24 protein-coding genes are annotated in these 24070 nt (G+C 71.2%); 7 read left to right on the top strand and 17 right to left on the bottom strand.

Features of this window, described 5'->3' with window-relative positions; translation table 11 throughout:
* Nucleotides 1–17 precede the first annotated feature (17 nt).
* On the bottom strand, nt 18–983 hold the full coding sequence (locus ACZ607_RS14215; protein ID WP_469735011.1) for a LysR substrate-binding domain-containing protein: 966 nt from the start codon (nt 981–983) through the stop codon (nt 18–20).
* A gap of 132 nt (nt 984–1115) precedes the next feature.
* On the opposite strand from ACZ607_RS14215, the gene ACZ607_RS14210 reads away from it, so the two are divergent.
* Both ACZ607_RS14210 and ACZ607_RS14205 read left to right on the top strand, forming a co-directional pair.
* The gene (locus tag ACZ607_RS14210) at nt 1116–1670 is read left to right on the top strand and encodes a peroxiredoxin (RefSeq protein WP_469735010.1); all 555 of its coding nucleotides are present in this window, start codon (nt 1116–1118) and stop codon (nt 1668–1670) included.
* 11 nt (nt 1671–1681) lie between these two features.
* The gene (locus tag ACZ607_RS14205; protein ID WP_469735009.1) at nt 1682–2215 is read left to right on the top strand and encodes an alkyl hydroperoxide reductase; all 534 of its coding nucleotides are present in this window, start codon (nt 1682–1684) and stop codon (nt 2213–2215) included.
* A 59-nt stretch (nt 2216–2274) separates the two neighbouring features.
* Here the strand turns inward: ACZ607_RS14205 and ACZ607_RS14200 are convergent, their stop codons facing one another.
* From ACZ607_RS14200 to ACZ607_RS14185, 4 genes are all read right to left on the bottom strand, one after another.
* Entirely contained in the window at nt 2275–3669 is a 1395-nt protein-coding gene (locus ACZ607_RS14200) for an AI-2E family transporter (protein WP_469735008.1), read from the bottom strand.
* Between the two features lie 127 nt (nt 3670–3796).
* A complete protein-coding gene (locus ACZ607_RS14195; protein ID WP_469735007.1) occupies nt 3797–4498 on the bottom strand; it encodes an aggregation-promoting factor C-terminal-like domain-containing protein in 702 nt (233 codons plus the stop codon).
* Between the two features lie 389 nt (nt 4499–4887).
* Complete coding sequence (locus tag ACZ607_RS14190) at nt 4888–6210, bottom strand: PhoH family protein (protein WP_124274453.1); 1323 nt, start codon at nt 6208–6210, stop codon at nt 4888–4890.
* 336 nt (nt 6211–6546) lie between these two features.
* Entirely contained in the window at nt 6547–7308 is a 762-nt protein-coding gene (locus ACZ607_RS14185; RefSeq protein WP_099174712.1) for an isoprenyl transferase, read from the bottom strand.
* A 263-nt stretch (nt 7309–7571) separates the two neighbouring features.
* Between ACZ607_RS14185 and mgrA the strand changes: the two genes are divergently transcribed.
* The gene (mgrA, locus tag ACZ607_RS14180) at nt 7572–8609 is read left to right on the top strand and encodes an L-glyceraldehyde 3-phosphate reductase (RefSeq protein ID WP_469735006.1); all 1038 of its coding nucleotides are present in this window, start codon (nt 7572–7574) and stop codon (nt 8607–8609) included.
* 209 nt (nt 8610–8818) lie between these two features.
* Here the strand turns inward: mgrA and ACZ607_RS14175 are convergent, their stop codons facing one another.
* The 3 genes from ACZ607_RS14175 to ACZ607_RS14165 all read right to left on the bottom strand — a co-directional run bounded on the left by ACZ607_RS14175 (nt 8819) and on the right by ACZ607_RS14165 (nt 11079).
* On the bottom strand, nt 8819–9274 hold the full coding sequence (locus ACZ607_RS14175; protein WP_469735005.1) for a hypothetical protein: 456 nt from the start codon (nt 9272–9274) through the stop codon (nt 8819–8821).
* 103 nt (nt 9275–9377) lie between these two features.
* A complete protein-coding gene (locus ACZ607_RS14170; RefSeq protein WP_469735004.1) occupies nt 9378–10205 on the bottom strand; it encodes a class I SAM-dependent methyltransferase in 828 nt (275 codons plus the stop codon).
* A gap of 82 nt (nt 10206–10287) precedes the next feature.
* Entirely contained in the window at nt 10288–11079 is a 792-nt protein-coding gene (locus tag ACZ607_RS14165; protein ID WP_469735003.1) for a prepilin peptidase, read from the bottom strand.
* Nucleotides 11080–11184: 105 nt separating this feature from the next.
* Here ACZ607_RS14165 and ACZ607_RS14160 point away from each other — a divergent pair, with 105 nt between their 5' ends.
* Nucleotides 11185–11574 (top strand): DUF192 domain-containing protein, encoded by a 390-nt coding sequence (locus ACZ607_RS14160; protein WP_469735002.1) that lies wholly within the window; start codon nt 11185–11187, stop codon nt 11572–11574.
* On the opposite strand, the gene ACZ607_RS14155 is transcribed toward ACZ607_RS14160, so the two are convergent.
* The 7 genes from ACZ607_RS14155 to ACZ607_RS14125 form a co-directional block, all read right to left on the bottom strand.
* Nucleotides 11546–12331, bottom strand: coding sequence for a hypothetical protein (locus ACZ607_RS14155; protein WP_469735001.1), 786 nt, complete (start codon nt 12329–12331; stop codon nt 11546–11548). The genes ACZ607_RS14160 and ACZ607_RS14155 overlap by 29 nt on opposite strands.
* Before the next feature lie 84 nt (nt 12332–12415).
* Entirely contained in the window at nt 12416–13606 is a 1191-nt protein-coding gene (locus ACZ607_RS14150; protein ID WP_469735000.1) for a hypothetical protein, read from the bottom strand.
* Between the two features lie 31 nt (nt 13607–13637).
* Nucleotides 13638–14081, bottom strand: coding sequence for a hypothetical protein (locus ACZ607_RS14145; RefSeq protein WP_469734999.1), 444 nt, complete (start codon nt 14079–14081; stop codon nt 13638–13640).
* Between the two features lie 133 nt (nt 14082–14214).
* Nucleotides 14215–14706: a hypothetical protein gene (locus tag ACZ607_RS14140; RefSeq protein WP_469734998.1), complete on the bottom strand. Its 492-nt coding sequence runs from the start codon at nt 14704–14706 to the stop codon at nt 14215–14217.
* Between the two features lie 22 nt (nt 14707–14728).
* The gene (locus ACZ607_RS14135; protein WP_469734997.1) at nt 14729–15262 is read right to left on the bottom strand and encodes a hypothetical protein; all 534 of its coding nucleotides are present in this window, start codon (nt 15260–15262) and stop codon (nt 14729–14731) included.
* Between the two features lie 29 nt (nt 15263–15291).
* Entirely contained in the window at nt 15292–15621 is a 330-nt protein-coding gene (locus ACZ607_RS14130; RefSeq protein WP_469734996.1) for a hypothetical protein, read from the bottom strand.
* Nucleotides 15622–15675: 54 nt separating this feature from the next.
* Nucleotides 15676–17190: a Hint domain-containing protein gene (locus ACZ607_RS14125; RefSeq protein ID WP_469734995.1), complete on the bottom strand. Its 1515-nt coding sequence runs from the start codon at nt 17188–17190 to the stop codon at nt 15676–15678.
* Between the two features lie 188 nt (nt 17191–17378).
* Here ACZ607_RS14125 and ACZ607_RS14120 point away from each other — a divergent pair, with 188 nt between their 5' ends.
* The 3 genes from ACZ607_RS14120 (at nt 17379) to ACZ607_RS14110 (ending at nt 20586) form a co-directional block, all read left to right on the top strand.
* The gene (locus tag ACZ607_RS14120; RefSeq protein WP_469734994.1) at nt 17379–19364 is read left to right on the top strand and encodes a Flp family type IVb pilin; all 1986 of its coding nucleotides are present in this window, start codon (nt 17379–17381) and stop codon (nt 19362–19364) included.
* Between the two features lie 93 nt (nt 19365–19457).
* Nucleotides 19458–20039: a hypothetical protein gene (locus ACZ607_RS14115; protein ID WP_469734993.1), complete on the top strand. Its 582-nt coding sequence runs from the start codon at nt 19458–19460 to the stop codon at nt 20037–20039.
* A gap of 100 nt (nt 20040–20139) precedes the next feature.
* Complete coding sequence (locus ACZ607_RS14110; protein WP_469734992.1) at nt 20140–20586, top strand: DUF3592 domain-containing protein; 447 nt, start codon at nt 20140–20142, stop codon at nt 20584–20586.
* 73 nt (nt 20587–20659) lie between these two features.
* Here ACZ607_RS14110 and ACZ607_RS14105 read toward each other — a convergent pair whose 3' ends face one another.
* Nucleotides 20660–21412: an Imm52 family immunity protein gene (locus tag ACZ607_RS14105; RefSeq protein WP_469734991.1), complete on the bottom strand. Its 753-nt coding sequence runs from the start codon at nt 21410–21412 to the stop codon at nt 20660–20662.
* A 31-nt stretch (nt 21413–21443) separates the two neighbouring features.
* Complete coding sequence (locus ACZ607_RS14100) at nt 21444–23843, bottom strand: Tox-REase-5 domain-containing protein (RefSeq protein WP_469734990.1); 2400 nt, start codon at nt 23841–23843, stop codon at nt 21444–21446.
* Nucleotides 23844–24070: the final 227 nt, after the last annotated feature.

Genomic DNA, 24070 nt, shown 5'->3' with positions numbered 1-24070 from the left:
GGCGGCCGGACCGTGGTTCAGGTCCGGCCGTCCGCCGCCACGCGTACCGGCAGGGACCCCAGCGCCCCGCGCAGCGCGGCGGCGAGCTCCTCGAACTCCTCGTGGCGCGCCGAGCCCGTCCGCACCGCCAGCGCCACCTGCCGCGAGGGCGCCGGGTCCGTGAAGTACCCGGTGGACAGCGCGTCGTTCCGCCCGGTCTCCACCGTCACCGCCGTACGCGGCAGGAGCGTCACCCCGAGCCCTCCCGCGACGAGCTGGACCAGGGTGGAGAGCCCGGCCGCGGTCGTCGTCACCGGGGCGCCCTGGGTGCGTCCCGCCTCCCGGCAGATGTCCAGCGCCTGGTCCCGCAGGCAGTGCCCCTCGTCGAGCAGCAGCAGCGGCAGGTCGCGCAGCGTCCCGCGCGGCAGGCCGGTGCGCCCGGCGAGGTGGTGCTCCTTCTCCATGACGAGCACGAAGTCCTCGTCGAACAGCGGGAGTTCCGTCACCCCGGGCACCCCGAGCGGCACGGCGAGCAGCAGCAGGTCGAGCCGTCCGGCGGCCAGCCCCTCCAGCAGCGAGGAGGTCTGCTCCTCGTGGACCTGGAGGTCCAGGTCCGGGTAGCGCTCATGGACCAGCCGGAGCACGGCCGGCAGCAGATACGGCGCCACCGTGGGGATCACCCCGAGCCTGAGCACCCCGGTGAACGGCGCGCGCACCGCCTCGGCCTCGTCCATCAGCTCGCCGAGCGCCTCCAGCACCACCCGGCTCCGCACCGCGAGGCGCTCCCCCGCGGGCGTGAGCAGCACCTTGCGCGTCGTACGCTCGATGAGCTGGACACCCAGTGCCACCTCCAGCGCGGACACCGCTCCGGAGAGTGCCGGCTGACTCATCCCGATTGCTGCCGCCGCATCCCGGAAGTGCAGATGCTCCGCCACGGCCGCGAAGGCGCGCAGCTGCGAGAGGCTGGGCTGCTTGACCCTAATAGCCTGATTTACATACGCCACTGATAGGCACCTCCGATCATCCGGACCGAGTGTAGCTATTTCCGTGATCAATGCACTCTGTGCCAAGGTGGGGGCAGTCCAACCCCCAGGAACGCCCCCAAAAGGGGATTTCCTACGCAGCAAGGAGTGCGCGTGCTCACTGTCGGTGACAAGTTCCCCGAGTTCGACCTGACCGCTTGCGTGTCGCTGGAGAGCGGCAAGGAGTTCGAGCAGATCAACCACAAGACCTACGAGGGTCAGTGGAAGATCGTCTTCGCGTGGCCGAAGGACTTCACCTTCGTGTGCCCCACCGAGATCGCCGCCTTCGGCAAGCTGAACGACGAGTTCGCCGACCGTGACGCGCAGGTCCTCGGCTTCTCCGGCGACTCCGAGTTCGTGCACCACGCCTGGCGCAAGGACCACCCGGACCTGACCGACCTGCCCTTCCCGATGCTGGCCGACTCGAAGCACGAGCTCATGCGTGACCTCGGCATCGAGGACGAGGACGGCTTCGCGCAGCGCGCCGTCTTCATCGTCGACCAGAACAACGAGATCCAGTTCACGATGGTGACCGCCGGTTCCGTGGGCCGTAACCCCAAGGAGGTCCTGCGGGTCCTCGACGCCCTGCAGACCGACGAGCTCTGCCCCTGCAACTGGACCAAGGGCGAGAACACCCTCGACCCGGTCGCCCTCCTCTCGGGCGAGTGAGCTGATACGACATGGCACTCGATGAACTGAAGTCCGCCATACCGGACTTCGCCAAGGACCTGAAGCTGAACCTCGGTTCGGTCATCGGCAACAGCGAGCTTCCCCAGCAGCAGCTGTGGGGCACCGTCCTGGCCTGCGCGATCGCCTCGCGCTCGCCGAAGGTGCTGCGCGAGCTGGAGCCGGAGGCCAAGGCCAACCTCTCCGCCGAGGCGTACACCGCGGCGAAGTCGGCGGCCGCCATCATGGCGATGAACAACGTCTTCTACCGCACCCGGCACCTGCTGTCGGACCCCGAGTACGGAAACCTCCGTGCGGGCCTGCGGATGAACGTCATCGGCAAGCCGGGCGTGGAGAAGGTCGACTTCGAGCTGTGGTCGCTCGCCGTCTCCGCGATCAACGGCTGCGGCCAGTGCCTGGACTCCCACGAGCAGGTGCTGCGCAAGGCGGGCGTCGACCGTGAGACCATTCAGGAAGCCGTCAAGATCGCCTCGGTGATCCAGGCGGTCGGCGTGACCCTCGAAGCCGAGGCCGTCCTCGCCGTGTAGTACCCCGTGAACGAGCAGGGCCCCGAGGACGACCGACCGTCCCCGGGGCCCTTCTCATGTCACTTCTCCGGATCGTCCGCCGGGTGTTCCGGCCGCCCGTCCCCGCCCTCGGGCTCCTCGGCCCGCCGGGCGGTGGGCGGTTCCGTGGGCGGCAGGGCGGACAACGCCGTGGCGCCGTGCGGCCCGGGCCCCTGGAGCACGGCCGCGTCCTGCCCGTACGAGCGGAGATAGCCGACCACCGTGTTGGTGACCGCGACCAGCGGTACGGCGACGACCGCTCCGCCGATGCCGGCGACCATGCCGCCCGCCGCGACCGACAGGACGACGGCCAGCGGGTGGACGCGTACGGCGCGGCCGAGGATGAAGGGCTGGAGGATGTGGCCCTCGATCTGCTGCACGGCGAGCACCACGATCAGCACCATCAGCGCGGTGAACACGCCCTGGGTGACGAGCGCGACGACCACCGCGAGAGCGCCGGAGACCACCGCGCCGACCAGCGGGATGAAGGCGAACAGGAAGATGAAGACGGCCAGCGGCACCGCCATCGGCACGTCGAGGAAGTAGATCCCGAGCCCGATGAAGATCGCGTCGATCAGGGCGACGATCACCGTGCCCCGCACATAGGCGGTCAGCGTCCGCCAGGCGCGCGGTCCGGCGCCCGCGACGCCCGGACGGGCCTGGGCGGGGACCAGCTTGAGCACCCACTGCCAGATGCGCTTCCCGTCGTACAGCAGGAAGAGCGTCGAGAACATCGCCAGCAGCATCCCGGTGAGGATCTCCACCATCACGGTGACGCCCTGGAGCCCGGCGGAGGTGATCTCCTCGGTGTTGGTGCCGATGGTGTCGCTGAGGTTCTTCGCGATGTCGTTGATCTGCGACTCGGTGACATGGAACGGGCTGTCGAGGAGCCAGCGCTTCAGCTCGTCGATGCCGTCACGCACCTTGTCGGAGAGCGTGTCCAGGTTGTCCATCACCTGCCACACGACGAACCAGCCCACCAGGCCCATCACGACGAAGCCGAGCACCGCGGTGACCGCGGTGGCCAGCCCGCGCGGCAGCCCGGACCGCCTCAGCCGTACGACGGTCGGCTGGAGCAGGGCGGTCACCAGCAGGGCGGCGACGAACGCGAGGACGACCAGCTGGACGGCGCTGATGATCCGCATGAGCACCCAGAGGGTGCCGGCCAGGACCAGCAGCCGCCAGCCCGCCTCGGCGGCCACCCGCATCCCCCAGGGGATCGCGGCGACCGGGTCGGGCTTCGCCGCCACGGAGGGGGCGTAGGAGGGCGGGGCGGGCACCTGTTCGGCGACGACCGTGGAGAGCGTCGACGACGAGCCGCTCACGGCATCCGCTTCGGCCCTGCGTTCGTCCTCGGCGCGGCGTTCTTCCAGGCGCGCCCCGATCTCGGTGAGTTCGGCGCCCAGCCGGCCGAGCCACCCCGGAAGTTTCGACATGGATCTTTCCTTCCCCCATTCGCCCCGCACACGCCCCCGGGGGTTGTCCGGACGACCGTACACGCGGGAAGCCCCGCACCGTAGGACGGTGCGGGGCTTCCCGGAGTTGAGCGAACCTCGCGGGGTTCTAGTACCAGTTGTTGGCCTGCCAGAAGGACCAGGCGCCGCACGGGCTGCCGTAGCGGCCGTCCATGTAGCTGAGGCCCCACTTGATCTGGGTGGCCGGGTTGGTCTGCCAGTCGGCACCGGCGGACGACATCTTGGAGCCGGGCAGTGCCTGGACCAGACCGTACGCGCCCGAGGAGGGGTTGCTCGCCCGGTAGTTCCAGCTCGACTCGTGGTTCACGATGTTGCTGAAGCACTGGAACTGGTCGGCGGGGATCATCTGGCGGGCCATCGCCTGTACGTCGGCCACGCTGTAGGAACCCTGCGCCGAGAACGAGGAGGCGTCACGGACGGAGTCGCGGCTCGCGCGCTCGGCGTCGTCCTTGGCCTTGCGCTCCGCCTCCAGCTTGTCCTCGGCCGCCTGCTTCTTCGACTTGGCGTCCTTGGCGGCCTGGATGCGGGCCGTCTCCTCGGCGGACTTCTTCGCCGCCGCGTCGGCCGCGGACGCCTGGGCGTCGGCCTGCTGCGTCAGCGAAGCGGTCTGAACCTGGGCCTGCTGGCCCGCGGGGATGTCTGCGAGCAGCGTGGTGTCGGCTGCGGCCGCCTCGAAGTTGTTGTCGTCGGCAGCGGGAGTGCTGCCCGACGCAACGCCTACGACGGCGCCTACGGTGGTGACCGCGGTGGCAGATGCCACGGCGAACCCCCGGACCGAGATCCGGCTCACACGGTGTCCTTCCAGCATCGCCCGCTTAGGTGACCTCGCGGGCGCAATCGTGCCCTTGACACTGGCCTCCCTACTGCATGGGTCACGGGAGGCACGGGCCCGGTGGGCGACTTCCTCACGGAAGCGCCGCATGGTTCTCGCGGGCGGCATACGGACGGCGATTGTTGAGTTGTGTGGTGCGTGGCGCCTCTGGAGGTGCCCAAGTGCCGTATGCGGGGCCTGACGGAAGCAAGACTCTGCCGGACGGACACGGCCTGTTGCAATTCTGTGTTGCGTGGGAAAGGTCACACCCCGTTTGGCGCACCACTTTTTCGGAAATGACGGCGCAGCACAATGCCGCCCGGCTAAGCTCCTTGGCTCGCCGGGCGGCACCTATGGGGTGTTACGGGTCAGATGTGACCGTCCTCCAGCATTTCGGTCACCAGCGCGGCGATCGGGGAGCGCTCGGAACGGGTGAGCGTGACGTGCGCGAAGAGCGGATGCCCCTTCAGTTTCTCGACCACGGCGACGACTCCGTCGTACCGGCCGACCCTGAGGTTGTCCCGCTGCGCCACGTCGTGCGTGAGCACCACCCGTGAATTCGCCCCGATACGGGACAACACGGTCAGCAGGACGTTCCGTTCCAGCGACTGCGCCTCGTCCACGATCACGAACGCGTCGTGGAGCGAGCGGCCCCGGATGTGGGTGAGCGGCAGGATCTCCAGCATCCCACGGCCCAGCACCTCTTCGATGACCTCGCGCCCGGCGACCGCCGACAGCGTGTCGAAGACGGCCTGCGCCCAGGGGCTCATCTTCTCGGCCTCGCTGCCGGGGAGATAGCCGAGCTCCTGCCCGCCGACCGCGTACAGCGGACGGAAGACCATCACCTTCTGGTGCTGACGGCGCTCCAGCACGGCCTCCAGGCCCGCGCAGAGCGCCAGGGCCGACTTGCCCGTCCCCGCCCGGCCGCCCATGGACACGATGCCGACGTCCTGGTCGAGGAGCAGATCGAGCGCGATGCGCTGCTCGGCGCTGCGGCCGTGGATCCCGAAGGCCTCCCGGTCGCCGCGTACGAGACGCACGTTGCCCTCGGCCGTAACCCTGCCCAGCGCCTTGCCCCGCTCGGACTGGAGGACGAGCCCCGTGTGCACGGGGTACTCGGCCGCCTCGGGGATGAACAGGCTCTCCTCACCGAACAGCAGATCGACCTGTTCCGCGGCGAGGGTGAGCTCGGCCATCCCGGTCCAGCCGGAGTCGGTGACCGCGAGCTCGGCGCGGTACTCCTCGGCGAGGAGGCCGACCGAGGACGCCTTGATCCGCAGCGGCAGGTCCTTGGAGACGACGGTGACGTCGTACCCCTCGGCCTGCAGATTGCGTGCGACCGCGAGGATCCGTGAGTCGTTGTCCCCCAACCGGTAGCCGGCGGGCAGCACGCCGGGGTCGGAATGGTTGAGTTCGACACGGAGCGACCCGCCCAGATCCCCGAGCGGGATCGGGGCGTCCAGCCGGCCGTACCTGATCCGGAAGTCGTCCAGAAGGCGCAGGGCCTGCCGGGCGAAGTATCCCAGCTCGGGGTGGTGCCGTTTGGCCTCCAGCTCCGTGACCACGACGATCGGCAGCACGACTTCGTGCTCGTCGAACCGGGTCATGGCTTTGGGGTCGGCCAGCAGGACGCTGGTGTCGAGAACATAGGTGCGCCTGTCGGGCATGCGGCGCTTAGTGCTGGTCACCACGGAAGGACGTACCCCCTCGGACGAGGTCGGGGAGTGCGACGGACGTCGCGCAACTTCCCGAAGGGAGAGGACGGACCGGGTTCGGGCCCCGTGCGCGGGCCGAACACCGGCCCTCCGCGTCGGCCGCACGGTGTGCGGTCCTTCGTGTGCAAAGGGCCTCCCGGGCGAGCGGGCTGGGTGCCGCTCACTTGGCTGCGACGTCCGCCTGGTTACTGACCGGACATCGACCTGAGAGCTGTATTCCCTCGAACACGCGAAGCCATGCCCCTGCCTGCGACAAGGGTCTTCCGTTTGGATCAGCCCGGGCCGGGGACCCGGGAGCGGCCGCGGGGCCCCTCAGGCGCCGTAGCGCCGGTGGCGCGCCGCGTAGTCACGCAGGGCGCGCAGGAAGTCGACCTTGCGGAAGGCCGGCCAGAAGACCTCGCAGAAGTAGTACTCCGAATGGGCGCTCTGCCAGAGCATGAAGCCCGACAGCCGCTGCTCCCCGCTCGTACGGATCACGAGGTCCGGATCGGGCTGTCCGCGGGTGTAGAGGTGCTCGGAGATCAGGTCCGTGGAGACGACCTCGGCGAGCTCCTCGAAGGTGGTGCCCCGGGAGGAGTGCTCCAGGAGGAGCGAGCGGACCGCGTCCGCGATCTCCTGACGCCCGCCGTAGCCGACGGCGACGTTCACGATTATCCCGTCGACCCCCGCCGTGGCCTCCTGGGCCTCCTTGAGGACCGTCTGGGTCCTGGAGGGCAGCAGGTCCAGGGTGCCGACGTGGTGGACGCGCCAGCGGCCGTCGGACGCCAGCTGGCGCACGGTGTTCTCGATGATGCCGAGCAGCGGGATGAGCTCCGCCTCCGGCCGGTCGAAGTTGTCCGTGGAGAGCAGCCAGAGGGTGACGACCTCGACGTCCGTCTCGCTGCACCAGCCGAGCAGCTCCGAGATCTTGTCCGCCCCGGCCTGGTGTCCCTGCACGGCCGAGCCGCCGGACGCCTTCGCCCACCGCCGGTTGCCGTCGAGGATGACTCCGATGTGCTTGGGCACCTGGTCGTGGTCCAGGCGGCCTCCCACCCGGCGTGCGTAGAGCCCGTACACCAGGTCGCGCAAGTTCACTGAGTTCACCCTCTCGGTTCCGTACGGGCCCTGGCCCGTCCTCCCCCTCGCGGGGGGTCCGGGGCCGCCCCCCGGGGGATCGCCGCGCGGTCCGCACCCCGCGCTTCTCGCGCAGCGGATCGGCATGTCCCGAAGCCGCCACATTACTGCGGCGGGGTCACAGGGGCCCAACCCGGTCTGTCACAACTCCGTGATAAGGCCGACCGGCGCACGGGGGCGGGTGCGACGCCGCCCGCGTGCGCCGCTCCGTCTTAGAGTGAAACGTGACTGATTCCCTCTCCTACCTCCCCGAAGCGTCCCGCTACGACTCCATGGAATACCGCCGCACCGGCCGCAGCGGGCTCAAGCTGCCGGCCGTGTCGCTCGGCCTCTGGCACAACTTCGGCGACGACCGCAGCCTCGGCTCCCAGCGGGCGATCCTGCGCCGCGCCTTCGACCTGGGCGTGACCCACTTCGACCTGGCCAACAACTACGGACCGCCGCCCGGCTCCGCCGAGCTGAACTTCGGCAAGCTCTTCCGCCAGGACTTCGCCCCGTACAGGGACGAGCTCGTCATCTCCACCAAGGCCGGCTATCTGATGCACCCCGGCCCGTACGGCGAATGGGGGTCCCGTAAGTACCTGCTGTCCTCGCTCGACGCCTCCCTGCGGCGGATGGGCCTCGACCACGTCGACATCTTCTACTCCCACCGCTTCGACCCCGCCACCCCGCTCGAGGAGACGATGGGGGCGCTCGCCTCCGCCGTGAACCGGGGCAAGGCCCTGTACGCGGGCGTGTCCTCCTACAACGCGGAGCAGACCGCCGAGGCGGCACGGATCCTCAAGGAGATGGGCGTGCCCGCCCTGATCCACCAGCCGTCCTACTCGATGGTCAACCGCTGGGTGGAGGCCGACGGGCTGCTCGACACCCTGGAGACGGCCGGCATGGGCTGCATCTCCTTCGCCCCGCTCGCCCAGGGGCTGCTCACCGGCAAGTACCTGGCGGGCATCCCCGAGGGTTCGCGCGCCAGCCAGGGCAAGTCCCTGGACCCGGGGCTGCTCTCGGACGAGATGGTGCGCCGGCTGCGGGGGCTGAACGAGATCGCGCGGGGCCGGGGACAGTCGCTGGCGCAGCTGGCGCTCAACTGGGTCCTGCGCGACAGCCGTATGACGTCGGCCCTGATCGGCGCGTCGAGCGTGCGGCAGCTGGAGGAGAACGTGGCCGCGCTCGCCGCCCCGGCGCTGACCGCCGCCGAGCTGAAGGAGATCGACACCTTCGCCGTGGACACCGCGAGCACCAACATCTGGGCCAACCGGGGCTGACGCGCGGCCCCCGCCCCGGACCGGAGTCCGGGCACAAAAAACGGGCCGGTCCGTGGGGGGGGGTACGGACCGGCCCGAGGGGGGGTTTCCACCATAACCCTTCGTAAGTGCTGCTGGGTGCCACGCCACGAAATAATCACTCTCCGAATTCGCCGGACTGCGCTGCGGGCACGGTCGCGGGCCCTCAGGAGCGGCGGCGCGGCCAGGTCTCAGCCGGGCTGGAAGCGGATCGCCACCGTGTCGCCGCCGAGGATCACGAAGTCGCCGTTCTCGCACCGGAGCACCGCCTCGCGCACCTCGCCGTGCTCGTCGCGCCGCTCCTGCGTGCCGACGACGGTCCACGCCCCGCCGTACGGAGGGGGAGGCAGCCTGCTCAGCTGCTCGAACTGCCACTGGCCTGCCGGGACGCACCAGTCGGGCAGGCCGGGCCAGGCTCCCGCGGTGATGTTCAGGGTGTGGTCGGAGGCGCAGGTCAGCAGCACCGACTGGCCGCCCTCCAGCACGAATTCGACGGCTTCCGGTTCCCCCGCGCGGCCTTCGGGGCGGTAGAACAGGCCCTGGACGGCGGTGATCCGCGCACCCGTGAGCCAGTCGGCCTTCCCGTGGCGCGGCCGGCCGGCCGGCGGGCTGATCTCTCCGCCCGGCATTTCCCTTCCCACCGACATGACCTGCTCCTTCATTGTGCGCTCAACCACCAGGGTCGCACTACTGATGGGTAGGACGGAGGGGCAGGTGATGCCGTTGCATCCGTGGCGGGTGAAGCCTCCCTCAGCGACGGTTCGTTGACGGTCGATCAGGTTTCCGGGCCTCGATCAGGAAGCGTGCGCTGTGCGCGACGAACGGCCCTTCCTCCTCGATCTGCCGGTGGAGGGAGCGCAGCCGGGGCAGGTGGGCGCCGACGGTGAATCCCGGCACCATCCAGATGACCTTCCGCAGGAAGTAGACGACGGCGCCGATGTCCAGGAACTCGACGCGCAGCCGCTCGGCGCGCAGGTCCGCCACCTCCAGGCCGGCGGCCTCCGCGTCCTCCCGGGCTCGCCCCGGGTCCCGCGCGCCGCGCTCCTCGGCCGTCCGCGGGCCGAGGAAGTACTCGACGAGCTCGAACACGCTCTCCGGACCGACCTGCTGGGAGAGGTACGTCCCTCCGGGTGCCAGGACCCGGGCGATCTCGTCCCACCACGTCGTCACCGGGTGCCGGCTGACGACCAGGTCGAAGGCGCCGTCGGCGAAGGGCAGCGGCGGCTCGTCGGAGTCCGCGACGACGGCGGCGCCGCGCGGATGGAGCAGGGCTGTGGCACGGGCGACGTTCGGCGGCCAGGACTCGGTGGCCACGGTGAGCGGCGCCAGCACGGGCGCGGAGGCCAGGACCTCCCCTCCCCCGGTCTGGATGTCGAGCGCCGCCCCGGCCCGGGCCAGCCGGTCCGCCATGGTCCGCGCGTACCCCCAGGAGGGGCGCTGCTCGGTGGCCCGCCCGTCGAGCCACGAGAAGTCCCAGCCGTCGACGGAGACGGCGTCGGCCTCCGCGACGAGGGCGTCGAAACGCGCCTCGGAGGCGGAGGAGGAAGAAGAGGAGGAAGGGGCGGACGATCCGGTCATACGGGAAGGGTGTCAGCCGGACACCGCCGGGCGCGACCGGATATTCCGTACATCCGTGTGCCGGGTGAGGTGCGGGGCGGGGTCATGCGGCGAGGCCCCCGAACAGCAGGCCGGTCAGCGCACCGGCGATCATGAACGGGCCGAACGGGATGCCCGTCTTGCGCCCCGCGCGCCGCAGCAGCATCAGCCCCGTCCCGTACAGCGCGCCGAACAGGAACCCGGCGAAGCCTCCCGCGCAGAGCACGCCCCAGCCGTACCAGCCGAGCGCGATGCCCAGGGCGAGGGCCAGCTTCACATCGCCGAAGCCCATGCCGTTCGGGTTGATCAGGAACAGCACCAGGTAGAAGCCGCCGAGCGCCGCTCCGCCGAGCAGGGCCGACGTCCAGGACCCGCCGTGCTCGGGCAGCAGCGCCGCGCCGCCCAGGAGCAGGGCGGCGGCACCGGCCAGCGGCAGCGTCAGCGCGTCGGGGAGCCGGTGGACGCGCCGGTCGATGACGGCGAGCAGCACGGCGACGGGCGCCAGCAGCAGCCAGACGACGGCCTCGGGGCGGGCCCCGGTGGCGGCGGCGAGCGCCACGCAGGCGACGACGGTGACGACCGGGGCGAGCACGGCGGGGGCGTAGCGGCCCGGCGCGGCCGGCGCCGGGGCCCCCGGGGCGGAGCCCTCCGGAAGGGAGGGGACGGTCACGGCGCACGCCGCGCACCTGGTGGGCCCCAGCCAGCCCCCGGCCGGCCCCGTGAGGGCGTGCCCGGCCGGGCAGGCGTCCCGCCAGGGCTCCTCGGGCTCGACGGAGAAGCGGTACGCGGCGCGCGGGACCAGCAGTCCGGCGGCGGCGCCCCAGAGCGCGGCGACCGCAATCAGTGTGGCGTCCACGGTGGCGACCCTAATCCGCCCCGCACGGCGGGGTCTTGGGCCCGGGGGCCCACTGCCGGCCGTTCCGGGCCCACAGGCCGGCCGCAGCCGCTACGGTCGGTTCCCATGGGGAAATGGCGTGACGGTGGCGGGACACTGACGGTCGGGGCGGACTCCGAGGTGCGGGAGGTGCCGCTGCGCATCGCCGCCTCGTACCGGGCGCGGACGCGCGGGCTGCTCGGCGCGGACGGTGTCGAGGGCGCGCTGCTGATCACCCCGTGCGGGAGCATCCACACGTTCCGGATGCGGTTCGCCATCGATGTGGCCTACCTGGACCGGAAGTTCAACGTGCTGGCGGTCCGCACGATGAGGCCGGGCCGGCTCGGGCTGCCCAGGATCCGCGCCCGCCATGTGGTGGAGTCGGAGGCCGGCGCGATGGAGCGGTGGGGCCTGCGGCCCGGGACGCGGGTGCGGGTCTCCGTACCGGCTACGGAAGTTTCGCCGCCTGCGCGGTGACGAGTGCGGCCGGGATCTCCGGTGCCGTCTCCTGGAGGAAGTTGGCGGCGTAGAAGGTGACGACCGTCGACCCGGTCCGTACGAGGTGGAAGACGAGCGGCACCCTGACGCCTTCCAGGCTGCCCGTCACCTGGTAGGCGAACGACTCCTGGCCCGCGCCGGGTGCGGGGAGCGTCTTCACCCCGGTGTAGGTGGACGGGCCGTCGTCGCTCGTCGTCCGGAATCCGGCTGCGCAGGCCCGTACGGCGTCCCGGACCGAGCGCAGCAGTTCCTCGGCGCCGCCCTTCGGGTGCGAGGTGAGGATCTCGGTGACGACGGTCTGGTCGTCCTTGCCCTCCTCCGCCGTGTCCATGGCCGTACGGAAGACGGTGGCGGCCGGAGCGGGCTCGGGCGAGCCGTTGATGATCGCCGTGATCGGCCGGCAGGCCTCGTCCTCCGGCTTCTCGGTGCCGCGTTCGTCGGTGCCCTCCAGGGGCGCGATCGCGTAGCCGGGCACCTCGCCCGTGGTGAGGGCCACCTTCGCGAGTTCGGGCTCGGTGAGGGTCCTGCCGTCGCTGGTGACCGTGGGCGCGGGCTCCCCGGACGGGGCGGGCTCCCCGCTGGCGACGGCCCCGGAGCCGGCGGCCGGTGTCCGCGAGGCGGTGGCCTTCGCGCCGGTCCCCTTGCCGTCGCCGCCCCCGTCGTCGGGCCCGCAGCCCGCGGCTGCCAGGCAGAGGACGAGCGCGCTCGCCGCCACGACCGTGGTACGTACCCTCATCGCTCACCGCTCCTGACCCGACGTGCACCGGATCAGCACGCTAACAACCGGGGCGCTCCCGGCGCGTGGGCCCGTGGGCCCAACTCACGGCGGGCCGGACCCCAGCAGCGTCCACGCCCCGTACGCGGCGGAGCCGACGGCGAGCGCGGCGAGCACCGCGCCCGTACGCGCCGTCGTGCGCAGCCCCGCGAGGGCGACGGCCGGCGGCAGGAGCAGCGGGAACGCGGGCATCATCAGGCGGGGCCTGGACCCGAAGTAGCCGGAGCCGACGAGCGAGACGACGACGATCGCGATGCCGTACGCCAGCACGGGCAGCGGCTGCCGCTGCCGTACACACAGGAACACCAGCCACCCCAGCAGTCCCAGCGCGGCACAGAGCCCGAGCGCGGCGGGCAGCGGCAGCCCGGCGATGAACGCGGCGAGCGCCCGGCCGCCGTCGATGCTGTTGCCCCACTGTGCCTGGACGTCGAAGTACGCGAACGGGCCGCCCTGCCGTACGGCGACGAACACGACGTAGGCCAGCCACCCCAGCGGCGCCAGGCAGACCCCCAGCAGCATGCGCCCGTTCCGGCGCAGCAGGCCGTCCCGGCCGCCGGAGCGCCCTTCCCGTACGAGGACGGCGACGGCGGTGAGCGCGAGCGCCGCGATGAGCGCGGCGGCCGAGGGGCGGGTCAGCCCGGCCAGGACGCACAGCGCGCCCGCGGCGATCCAGCGGTCCTTGAGCACCGCGTACAGCGACCAGGCGGCGAGGGCGGTGAAGAGGGTCTCGGTGTAGGCCATCGACTGCACGAACGCCGTCGGGTACGCGCCCCACAGCGCGGCCAGCACCACTCCGGTGCGCCGCCCGTGCAGCTCGGCGCCGACGGCGAAGATCCCCCAGGCGGCGAGGAGCCCCGCCAGCCAGGCGACGGCGATCCCGGCGCCCTGCACGGTGAGCGGGGTGACCGCGGCGATGCCGCGTTCCAGGGCCGGGAGGAGCGGGAAGAAGGCCAGGTCGGGGTGGACGCCGCCGTCGGGGAGGGTGACGGTGTGGCCGTAGCCGTGGACGGCGATCCGCTGGTACCAGACGGAGTCCCAGCGTCCGCCGAGCAGGTGCGGGGCGTCCTTCCCGGCGGCCGAGGCGGAGATCCAGAAGACGAGGAGCCCGACGGCCCTGACCACGGCGTAGGCACCCAGGGCGGGCGCGGCGGCGGCGAGCAGGGCCTTGGCGCGAGGCCGGGCACCGCGGGGTACGGGCGCCGCCGCGGGGCGGGGGCGCGTGAGCGGATCGGGCATACGGCCGATTATGGGGCCGCGCCCGTGGCGGTCACCAAGCCGGGCTCGGCGGGGGCCCTCCGCCGGCCCGCAGGACCTCCGTGTGCGGGTCCTCCCGGGTGCCGAGACCCCGGCCGACCAGCGGGCTGACCGTGCGGATCAGCTTCAGCTGCGTCGAGCGCAGGACCCGCAGGGTGGTGTCGTCGGGCCACCCGGTCGTGGTGGACCACTCGTATCCCGAGCCGACCAGCTCGCTGACGAAGGCCAGCTCGGTCGCCAGCAGGGCCCGCGCCCAGTCCATCGGTTCCAGCTCCCCCCTCGCCGCGAGGGAGCTGCGGATCGTCATGCCGCGTCGGCTGAGGTCCTGGGCGCTGTCGAAGCCCATGGCGACGGCGAACTCCTCCGTGCAGCGGGCGGGGCCGCACCATTCCATCAGCCCTTGCTGGAGGAGACGGGTCTCCTCATCGGTCAGGGCCAGCTGTTGAGCCGTGGGCACGCGCCGTCACCTTCCGGTTGCGGCCCGGCCCGGCGCCGTGGGGGTGCGCCGGGACGGGCGTCGATCACCTGCGGCACAGACGCTAAGGCCATGGCGGCGTCCCGTCTTGGGCCCAGGGGCCCAAGAGGGGGCCTCAGCCGTCCTGTCGGGCTTCGACGATGCGCTCCACCCGAGCCCGAGGCAGCTGTGCGACGGCCTTCTCGACGGCGTCGACGGTGAAGAACGGCCGGCCGTCCCCGTCCATGACCCCGCCCCCACCGCCGTCCAGAACCCGGGCTCGTGTCCTGAAGCCGTCCGGAGTGGCCGCCCAGTAGGCCGAGGGGCGCACCCCGTCGGCCGGATGGAGGACGGTCGTACCGAGCCGGGCCGCGAGCCGCAGGGCGGCTTCGGCCTCGGGCGGCGGCGCGGGCCCGACGCGGGGTGAGACATGGACGTCCCAGGCGAGAGCCAGGTCACCGGCCAGGCTCATGCGGTCGCACAGCACCGCGGCCGCCCAGTCACGGTGTCGGCCGGACTCGTCGGCGATGTCCACCTCGGCCGCCGTCACCCCGACCACCTCGGCCAGGGCCACCGCCATGGCGGCCACCGGGAGCCGGTGCACGGTCAGGAACGTGTACGCGGCCATCGGCGACCCCCTCAGCGCTTCGTCAGGCCCGCGGGCCGGCCTTCCCGATGTCCGCCAGCGACTCGGTCGCGGTGCGGCGGATCCTCTTCGTCCTGCCGTGCCCGGCCAGCAGCTCCAGGGCGTGCCGGTGGCCCTCCGCGCGGCTCTGCGCCACACGCAGCTGCAGCCAGTCCGACCAGGACCCGACCTCCGCAGCGTCGTAGCCGGCCATACGCCGGTCCAAGGAGTCGAGCACCGCCAGTTCCCCCGAGCGCCGTTCGGCGAATTCCCGGACCTCGGGATCCAGGGCGGCGGTCCAACTGCCGTGCTCCGCGACGGGCGTCCTCTCCAGCATCAGGACCACGACGGCCGAGGCGAGAGGCCCGTCGGTCTCCGCCCGTACGGCATCCAGCAGGAGCGCGTGTGCCGCGGGCTGCTCCACGGCCCGGCGGTAGAGCTCCCACCGGGCATGGCCGTCCTCCCAGGAGGCCTTGGCCGGGGGGTCCGTATCCCCGTTCACCGCCGCGTCCAGCGCGGACAGACGTGCCGACAGATCGTTCTCGGACTCAGCAGCCATGGTTCACGAGTCCGGCCCGTACCTCTGGATCAATCGCCCTCCAGATGGAGTTCCGTGGAGGAGTCCTCCTGGCAGATACTGGCCAGACGACCGACCTCGTCCAGAGCCGCTCGCTGCGACGCCTCGGTGACACCCCTGCGCGTCGCGTCGATCTCGGAGAGCAGTTGCGCCATTTCGACGGCTGTCAGGACCAGTGTCCCGTAGGGATCGACCCGGGACAGCATCGGCAGACCGCTCCCGGTACAGAGCCGCGCGAACAGGTCCGCCTCGTCCACGAAGACATCGACCTGGGTCAGCCGGCGCCGTCTCGGACCGGTGCCGGGCTGTTCCACCCGCATCAGCACTGCGTCGACGCCCATGGGCCACCTTCGTCTCTCATGTCTCACCGTCAGAGTCCTTGTCACGGGCCCGCCCTACGGCGCTGCGGACGGGAACGCGGTGATGAGTTTCCCATCACGCACGACCACTCGGATGTAGTACTGGGGATCTCCCGACGCAGTCTTGCCGATGGCCGAGTTGAACTTGTGGTAGTACGTCCCGTCGCGTGTCTCGCCGTTGAGGGCACGCTTGATCATCTTCTCGATCTTGGGCTTGCTCGTGGTGGTGAACTTGCTCTTGTTCGGGTACTTCGACCGATTCACATGGCGATCCCAGATGTGGTCCCATCGCCCCTTCGAGATCGGAACGCCACAGTCGGTGTTGTGCACCAGGACCGCCTCGGACCCGGCGACCACGTAGTACGTGTGGATGCCGGAGACGGTGAGGTCGTACGTCGTCTGCCGCTCCGTGTAACGGGAGACGGAAGCCACCGTCAGCGTGGTGCCGTCCGCTGTGCGCAGATCTGCTCCGGGCCGGATGTCCCCCGCGTCGAGCCACCGCCCCTCGTCGGGCTGCCAGAAGGGGTGGGTGTCGGTCGCCGTGACGACTGCGGGACCTGCCGGCGTACGGAACGTCAGTTGGGTGAAGTGCTTGTCGTCGTGTGTGGTGATCAGCCGCTCGACAGCACGGGGCTCGGACAATCCGGTGTCCGGGTCCGTCGCGTACACCAGGGAACCGGCGGTGACCTTCTCGATCCCTGTGCGACGACCGTCCGCCAGCAGGACCCGCGTTCCCGGAGGGAAGCTGTGTGCTGCCGGGCACGTGGTCGGTTTGCCGTCCGGCTTGTCGTCCTTCTTCGGCGGGTCCTTCTTCTCTGCGTCGAGCTTCTTCTTCGCGTCGGCGAGCTTCTTCTCGGCGTCCTTGACCTTCTTACGGTTCTTGACCAGGCCCTTCAGCCCGTCGTAGAGGTCTCCGCCGTGCTTCTTCAACGCCTTGATCAGCTTCGCGGCCTTCTTCCACTTCCACGGCGCCCCGTACTTCGCCGCGAGCTTCCCGACCGCACCCCCGATCAGACTCAGCAGCACATTGATCAACGTCTCCGTGCAGGCGCCCATGTCGCCCTTGGTGATGCAGTCCAGCGCGTCGGTGATCCCGAGTTCCTCGGCCAGGATCTTGGCGAGCTCCTTCGCCGCCTCGACCGCCTTGTCCGAGCTGGTCTTCTCCGCGCTCTGCGCGTCCTGAAGCTCCTTCAGCGCGGCGTCGTAGTCGATCTGCGACTGGGATTTCGGCGTGCCGTCGTCGGACACCGGCCGGCCGTCCCCCGGAGAGCCCTGCGCCTCGGGATTCCCCCCGCTGCCGCAGTCACCACCGCCGGCGATACGGCACACCTGCGCACCGATCTTCTCCGACAGCTCCGCACCGATCCCCGTCGCCACCAGCGCGCCGACGATCGCCACGACCACCATGACCAGACCGACGTACTCGATCGCCCCCTGGCCCCGCTGCCCCCGACGCGCACGCCTCAGCCCCAGCAGGCGCGCGTCGGTCCGCGGCACCCTCTCCCGCGACCAACGGCGCAGCCGACGACGCACTTCCCCCGGTCCAGTCATACCCGTGACGCTAACCACCGGACGCACGCGCGGTCTTGGGCCCGCGGGCCCAAACCGTCGCCGTACGCACCCAAAGTGCGCACACCCGTTGGGACCGCTTTTGGGGCTGCGGGCCCGGGTCAGGCGCGGGCGCCGACCGTACATTCACCCGAAACGCAATGGGCGGGTGACGGGCGAGAGGGTGAACCGTGAGCGGTGGAGGCGGCTGGGGCGACAGGGGCACGGGCCATATACCGCCGGGCGGTCCGGAGGGCGGCTGGTTCTTCCCGCTGACCCGCAGCTGGGCGGCCGGCGCCCTCGTCTACGTCATCGCCGGGTTCCTGATGACGCGGGCGCTCATCGAGACCCTCGCCACCGACGAGCGCCTCGAACTGTTCGGCTGGCGCCTGGCGTTGCTGCACCTGCCCGGCGTCGTCGTCACCGTACTGACGGTCCTGGCGGCAGCCCGTACGCTCCCCGCCCGCCACCGGGACTCCCGTCTGCTGTACTCCCTCGGCACGCTCACCGTCCCCGTCGCCGGGCTCGCGTACGGCTATGCCGTGACCTGGGACGTCGTCGGCACCGAGGGCCTTCTGATGCCGGTGGTCGCCATGGTCACCGGTGCCGCCGTGGGGCTGGCCCTCGACCGGCTCGTCGAGGACCGGGACGACGGGCCCGCGTCCCCGTCGGCGTACACCCGCTCGTACGACTGGCGTGAGCGCGGCGCCACGGCCACCGAGTACCTCGGCGTCATCGTCCTGGTCGTCGCACTGATCGGCGCGCTCGCCATGGCCGGTGTCGGGGGCAGGATCGGGGAGCGCATCCGCTGTGCCATCAGCTCGCTCACCGGGGACGGCGGCGGCTGCACCACGGGCGGGGACGGCACCGCGAAGCCGAAGACCGACGCCGACTACGAGCCCAAGCTCTGCCAGATCTCCGCCGTCTCGGACACGGCGGGCGGCAAGGTCAAGATCGGCTGGTTCGAGTGGGGTGAGGAGTACGGCTTCCAGCAGAAGGTCGCCCAGGCCAACACCGATGTGAACGAGGACGGGAAGGTCGACGAGAACGACAAGCTCGTCTACATGACCTTCACCGACGCCGCCTCCGCGGGGGTCAACGCCAGCACGCCGGGCGTCAAGCTCGGCAGTCTGGGCAAGGCGGACGTCGACATCGGCGGCGGCATCAAGATCACCAACGGTGACACCTGGGTGTTCAGGAGCGAGGCCGACGCCCAGAAGATGAGGGACGACATCGAGGAGATGAAGATGTGGGAGACCTCGATGAAGCACAGCGGCGGCTACGGCGGCGGCTGGTACTCCGGCATGAAGTGGGCCGACAAGAAGGAGGACATCGAGAAGAAGATCGGCGACAAGAAGATCTCGTACTCGACCATCGGGCTGAACGTCTACGCGGACGGCGGCCTCTCCATCAAGGCGGGCGACGAGGACAAGCTCGGCGCGAAGCTCGGCGGCAAGGCCAAGTTCTCGCCGGACGTCACGATCACCAAGGACGACGTCAACGGCAACGAGTCGTACACCTACACCGCCAAGCTGGAGATCGAGGGCAAGGTCGGCGGCAACGCGGGCCCGCTGGGCGGGACCGCGGGCGCCAAGGACACCCGCACGGGGGCTCTCACCGTCACCCGTGACCAGAAGACGGGGAAGATCGTCCGGATCGACATGACCAAGACGGTGGAGAAGACCTCGACCTCCGACAAGGGCGAGGCCGGCGGCGACAACGGCAAGACGGGCTCGGACAAGCGGGGCGGCAAGGGCAGCGTCACCGACTCCTCGGGGGACACCGGCATCGAGGTGCAGACGAACTCGATCGTCTTCGGCAAGGAGACCGACAAGGCCACGGAGGACAAGCGCGCCGTCGCCGAGCAGTGGCTCGACGGCTCCGGTAACAACACCGCCCCGTTCGAGTACATGTTCGGCGACCGTTCCCTCCAGGAGAAGCCCGCCGGTACCGACCCCTTCGACCAGCTGATGTTCCAGGACGGCCTGTCCAGCACGATGCAGTACCACGGCGAGTCGGACGCCCAGGAGTTCGGCTTCGAGGTGTCGCTGGGCATGAGCCTCGGGTTCTCGGTCTCCGACGAGCACAAGAAGGAGACACTGACGGACGCACAGTTCCTCGGAGCTCCGCAGGGCGACAAGCGCACGTACCTCCCGTACAGCTATTGCGCCCGCTGAACCGCTGTGAATCGCTGGAACCGCAGTGCATCGCTGGAACCGCAGTGCATCGCTATGAACCGCAGTGAACCCCCACCCGGCCCGGAAGAGGCGATGACGTTGACGAAGTCCAGGACGCTCGGCGCGGCCGTCGCCGCCGCCCTCGGCCTGACGCTCCTCGGCGGCTGCGGCGGCACGGACGCCGCCTCGGTCCCCGAGGGCTGGGGCACGCTCGACACGAAGAGCGTGTCCGTGGGCTATCCGAAGGACCAGGGGTACGCGCCGCAGCCGGCTGCCGAGCGCGGCAAGGCCAACGCGGCGGTCGCGCTCAAGGAGGAGAAGGGCGTACGCACCGGCATGGTCTCGGTCCAGCTGGACTTCGCCACGGGTGTCAGCGACGCCGGGGAGGCCGCCGCCGCGGCGGGCGCCGGGATCGGCCTCGGGACCACCCGCAAGGACACCCGGGACGTGAGCCTCGCGGGTGAGGAGAGCGCCCGTGAAGCACGCAGGATCGACTACGAGTTCACGTCCACGGGCGAGGAGTCGACCCCGGCGGAGGGAACGCGGATGACGGGGGTCGTGGTGGCGGGCGTCGACTCGAAGGACGTACCGTTCGCCATCCGGATCAACGCGGTGAAGGAGGCGCTGAGTCCGGCGGACCTCGACGCGTTCGTCGGGTCGATCACCGTCAAGTAGGCCCGACCGCCGTCAGACCGGCCGGCCGCCGTCGATTACGCCCGACCCCGTCGAGCAGCAGGCCGGCCGTCTTCGAGTAATCCGTACCGGAGCGTTGTCGATGGACGTACTGCCGGGTGGCACGGCCACCTTCCTGCTGCTGTTCGGCCTGTTCCTCGGGGCGTTCGCGATCCGCTCCGGCCTGCGACTGATACGTGTGCTGCGGCTGGTCCGGCGCGGCGAGCGCGCCGAGGGCCGCTGCGCGGACCGGCGGGTGGAGGACCGCGGGACCGGCACGGAGAACCGTTACCGCACGGAGTACGTCTTCGCCTTCCGCACCCCGGACGGCCGGGAGGTGGAGTTCACCGACCACGCCCCGGGCCCCTTCGGCTTCGAGGTCGGCGCCCCGGTACGCGTCTCCTACGACCCGGCGGCCCCGGAGCTGCGGGCCACGGTCGCGGGGCCGGGGGCATGGGGGCCGCTGCTGATGCCGGCGGTGTTCGCGACGGTGCTGGGCCTGTTCTCGCTGGGGCTGCTGGCGGGGTTCGCGGCGACGGTGCTGGGCTGAGGGGACGGAGGCGGGGGGGGCGGAGCGTACCGGCCTCTCGGAGCTTGGCGCGGTCGAAGGGCGGGGCGGACTCTCAGAGCTTGGCGCGGTCGAAGGGCGGGGCGAGCGGGTCCAGCGCCCCCGTCGCGCGGAGCTGGGTGTTGACGTCAATGACGGTCTCCACCGACGGCGTCCGCGTGCCGCCGTACGTCAGGTCGATGACCAGCCCGCCGTGCGCGGCAGGCGTGTACGTGCCGGGCAGCCCCTCGGGGGCGAGCGCCGCCCGCCGCTCGGAGAGCCAGACCGCACGGCCGCACCGGGGGTCCGAGTTCTTCAGGCCGAAGTGGTCCGCGACCGCCCGGTACAGCGGCCTGTCGTACACCTGCCCGGCGTCGATGTCCCACTCCTCGCCGATGACCGCCAGGATCTCGGGGGTGCGCCGGACGACGTCCGCGTCCTCGTCCACCGTGCGCGAGCGGAAGACGACCGAGGCGGAGCGGGTGATGTACGGGGAGAGGCCGCCCGCGCGGACGTTCGACGTCACCTTCGCCGCGTCCTGGTTGTGCGCCCACAGCGACCCCCCGAGGCCCACCACGTCGAGGTCCGGCCCGGGGTTCTCCCGGACGAGGTAGTCGGCCAGGGCGGGGACGGTGGGCATCAGCAGGGGGTCGGCCGGAATACCGTCCCCCGCCTCGTGCCACCCGTGGAACGTCCCGCCGTCGATGTCCGCGAGCCGCGCCAGGGTGGCGTACCACCGCTCGGCGATGCCCTGCGGGTCCTCTTCCCGGGTGCCCCAGAATCCGTTGACGACGACGTTCAGCACGACGCTCTCCTCGTCCTTCTCCACCGCGCCGCCGGCACGCGCTCCCGCCGGCGCCTCACCCCGTCACATCGCCAGGCGTGTTGATGACCTTAACGTCGATGCCCCGCTCCTCGAAGAGCTCCCGCGCCGCCTCGGCGACGTCCGGGTCGGACAGGTGCCACTCGACGGGCTTGCCGCGCGCCGCGTCCACCTGCCGGGTCGCCTGGTCCGCCCAGCGCTGCTGGACCTTCGGGGTGAGCTCCCCGGTCTCGGCGTTGTAGAAGTCCTTGCCCCGGTAGCCGTACTTCGCCTCCAGGTAGGTGCCCCGCGCGGCGTCCCAGCCGTCGAAGTCGACCGGCTTCCCGGTGAGCTTGTCGAGCGGGACCTGGTACTCCTTGCCGCGGGCCACCTTGGAGATCTGCTCCTGGTAACGCGCGCCCATCTCGGTCGGGTAGTTCCAGACGCCGGGCTTGATCTTCGTCCAGGTGCCGGTGCCGCCGTCCTTCGAACCGGCCCGGGGGTTCTTGAGGTCCTTGTACCAGGCCGGCTTCGGCGCGTTCCTGGCCCGCTCCAGCTCCTTCTTCCGCTTGGCCTCGGCGGCGGCCTTCTTGGCCTCGTCGGCCTGCTTCTGCGCCTCGTCGGCGGCCGCCTTCTTCTCGGGGTCGACCTCGTCGCACCGCTCGGTACGGAACCCGACGCGCACCGAGGCGTGCGCGGCCGCGAGGACGCCGGTGCCACTGCCGGAGACCCCGACCGTGCGGGTGCCGGTGGCCCCGACCGGGCCGGTGCCGGTGCCTGTGCCGGTGCTCGTGTCCGCCCCGGGGCCTGCCGGATCGCCGTAGGGGACGCGCAGGAGGCCGCCCAGTCCGACGGTGCAGCCGGTCAGGCCGGCCTCGTCCGCCGCGTCGTCCGCGTGCTTCTGCGCGTCGGCGGCGGCCTTCTCCGCGCCCTCCACATCGCCGGCCTTGGCGGCCTTCTTGGCCTTCGCGGCGGCCTCGGACGCCTTCTGGGCGACCTCTCCCAGCTTGCCGAGCTTGCCCAGTTTGCCGAGCTTCCCCACCTTGCCGATGAGCTTGGCCTCGCCGTAGCCGGGGATGAAGAGGGAGCCGACGTTCCAGAGGCCGGTGCCGATGGCCTGGCCCTCGTTCCCGTCCTTCCACTGGTCCCGCACCTCGTCGCCGATGAAGACGTCGTCGACCACCTTCAGGCCGGTGCTGCCGCTGGCCTTGGTCCAGTCCCAGACGGCCCCGAGGTAGTCGCCGTCGGACCACTTGTCGCCGGCGCCCTCCGAGTTCTTGGACCAGGTGTCGCCGAGGCTCTTGCCGTAGTCCATGAGGCCGTTCCACGCCTTGACGGGGTGGATGACCGTGTCGAACGTGCCGGTGACGTCACCCCACAGGCCGTTGGCGAACACACCGGTGAAAAACCCGCCGGTCTGGTGCCCGGCGCAGGAGAGGAAGGCGCCCACGCCCGAGGTGCAGCTCTCGCCGCTCTTCTCCTCGTCGCCACCGCCCTCACCCGGATCGCCGCCGTCCGCGCCGCCCGAGTCGTCCACGTCGTCGCCGCCGTCCCCGACCTGCACGGCCCCGGGATCACCACTGGAACCGCCGGACGCCTCGCCACCGGAACCTCCGGTCGTTTCGCCGCTGGCGCCGCCGGTCGTTTCGCCTCCGGATCCGCCGGTCGCCTCGCCGCTGGAACCGCCGGAGCTGCCGGTCGTTTCGCCGCTGGAACTACCGGATCCGCCGGTTGCCTCGCCGCTGGATCCGCCGGTCGCCCCACCGCTGGAACTACCGGATCCGCCGGTCGCCCCCGTACCGCCGGGATCCCCGCCCTCGTTACTCCCCTCGGTCCCGCCCTCGGTCCCGCCCTCCCCGTCGGACTCGGGCCCGTCGCCCGCCACGACCTCGCCCCCGTCGGACGCAGGGCACGCGCTGCCGGTCAGGTCGCAGAGGGCGCTGCGTATCCCCCCGGTCACCTGCCCGCCGATCCCGGACGCCACGAGCGCGCCCACGATGGCGACGACGATCACGATCAGGCCCAGGTACTCCATCGCCGTCTGGCCCCCGTCGCGGCGCCACCGGATCATCCGCGCGAGGCTGAACCGCCGGTGTGCGACGCGCTGCGCGACCGGCACGTCGAACCAGTCGCGCGAGCTACGGCGCAGCAGCAGGATCAGGCCGGCGACCGGGATCACCAGTTGCGGTACTCCCCGCGGGTCGCCGTCCCCGCTCAGCGTCGCCAGTGCGCCGAGCAGGAACCACACGTGTACGGCGACGAGCCCGCGCCAGATCCAGGTGTCCCCGGAGCGTACGTACGCCGACAGCGCGAGCCCGGCGGCGCCCGGCAGTGCCGCGTACAGCAGGAGTCCGAGGAGCTCACCGTCGATGGCGTCGACCGACGCGGCCTGGAGGAGTACGCCGACGCCCCCGACGACCGTGAACACGAACAGCGTCCGGACGAGGAGCAGCACCACCCCCAACGGCCTCGGCAGCGGAACCCCGCCCCCGCCCGCCGGAGCCGGCAGTCCGCCGACGCCTCCCGATGCCGCAAATCCCCCTGTACCAGACACTCCGGCCCCCAACCAGGCGCTGTGAGGCGAGAGTTCACCCACCCGGTCCATCGGACCACAGGCGGGTGGCCGGAAGCATGGGTCCGAGGGCCCAAAAGAGGCGGTTATCCACAGCCTTGTGCGGCCTTGGC

It is taken from the genome of Streptomyces sp. NPDC104381 (assembly GCF_055583745.1).
The sequence above is the reverse complement of the archived record's forward strand: the minus strand, read 5'-3'. Positions and strand labels throughout refer to the sequence as shown.

Coding starts and splice junctions, on each gene's coding strand:
- ACZ607_RS14205 (WP_469735009.1), top strand. CDS start 1,682: ATGGCACTCGATGAACTGAAGTCCGCCATACCGGACTTCGCCAAGGAC.
- ACZ607_RS14200 (WP_469735008.1), bottom strand. CDS start 3,669: ATGTCGAAACTTCCGGGGTGGCTCGGCCGGCTGGGCGCCGAACTCACC.
- ACZ607_RS14175 (WP_469735005.1), bottom strand. CDS start 9,274: ATGTCGGTGGGAAGGGAAATGCCGGGCGGAGAGATCAGCCCGCCGGCC.
- ACZ607_RS14170 (WP_469735004.1), bottom strand. CDS start 10,205: ATGACCGGATCGTCCGCCCCTTCCTCCTCTTCTTCCTCCTCCGCCTCC.
- ACZ607_RS14160 (WP_469735002.1), top strand. CDS start 11,185: ATGGGGAAATGGCGTGACGGTGGCGGGACACTGACGGTCGGGGCGGAC.
- ACZ607_RS14155 (WP_469735001.1), bottom strand. CDS start 12,331: ATGAGGGTACGTACCACGGTCGTGGCGGCGAGCGCGCTCGTCCTCTGC.
- ACZ607_RS14150 (WP_469735000.1), bottom strand. CDS start 13,606: ATGCCCGATCCGCTCACGCGCCCCCGCCCCGCGGCGGCGCCCGTACCC.
- ACZ607_RS14140 (WP_469734998.1), bottom strand. CDS start 14,706: ATGGCCGCGTACACGTTCCTGACCGTGCACCGGCTCCCGGTGGCCGCC.
- ACZ607_RS14135 (WP_469734997.1), bottom strand. CDS start 15,262: ATGGCTGCTGAGTCCGAGAACGATCTGTCGGCACGTCTGTCCGCGCTG.
- ACZ607_RS14130 (WP_469734996.1), bottom strand. CDS start 15,621: ATGGGCGTCGACGCAGTGCTGATGCGGGTGGAACAGCCCGGCACCGGT.
- ACZ607_RS14125 (WP_469734995.1), bottom strand. CDS start 17,190: ATGACTGGACCGGGGGAAGTGCGTCGTCGGCTGCGCCGTTGGTCGCGG.
- ACZ607_RS14115 (WP_469734993.1), top strand. CDS start 19,458: ATGACGTTGACGAAGTCCAGGACGCTCGGCGCGGCCGTCGCCGCCGCC.
- ACZ607_RS14110 (WP_469734992.1), top strand. CDS start 20,140: ATGGACGTACTGCCGGGTGGCACGGCCACCTTCCTGCTGCTGTTCGGC.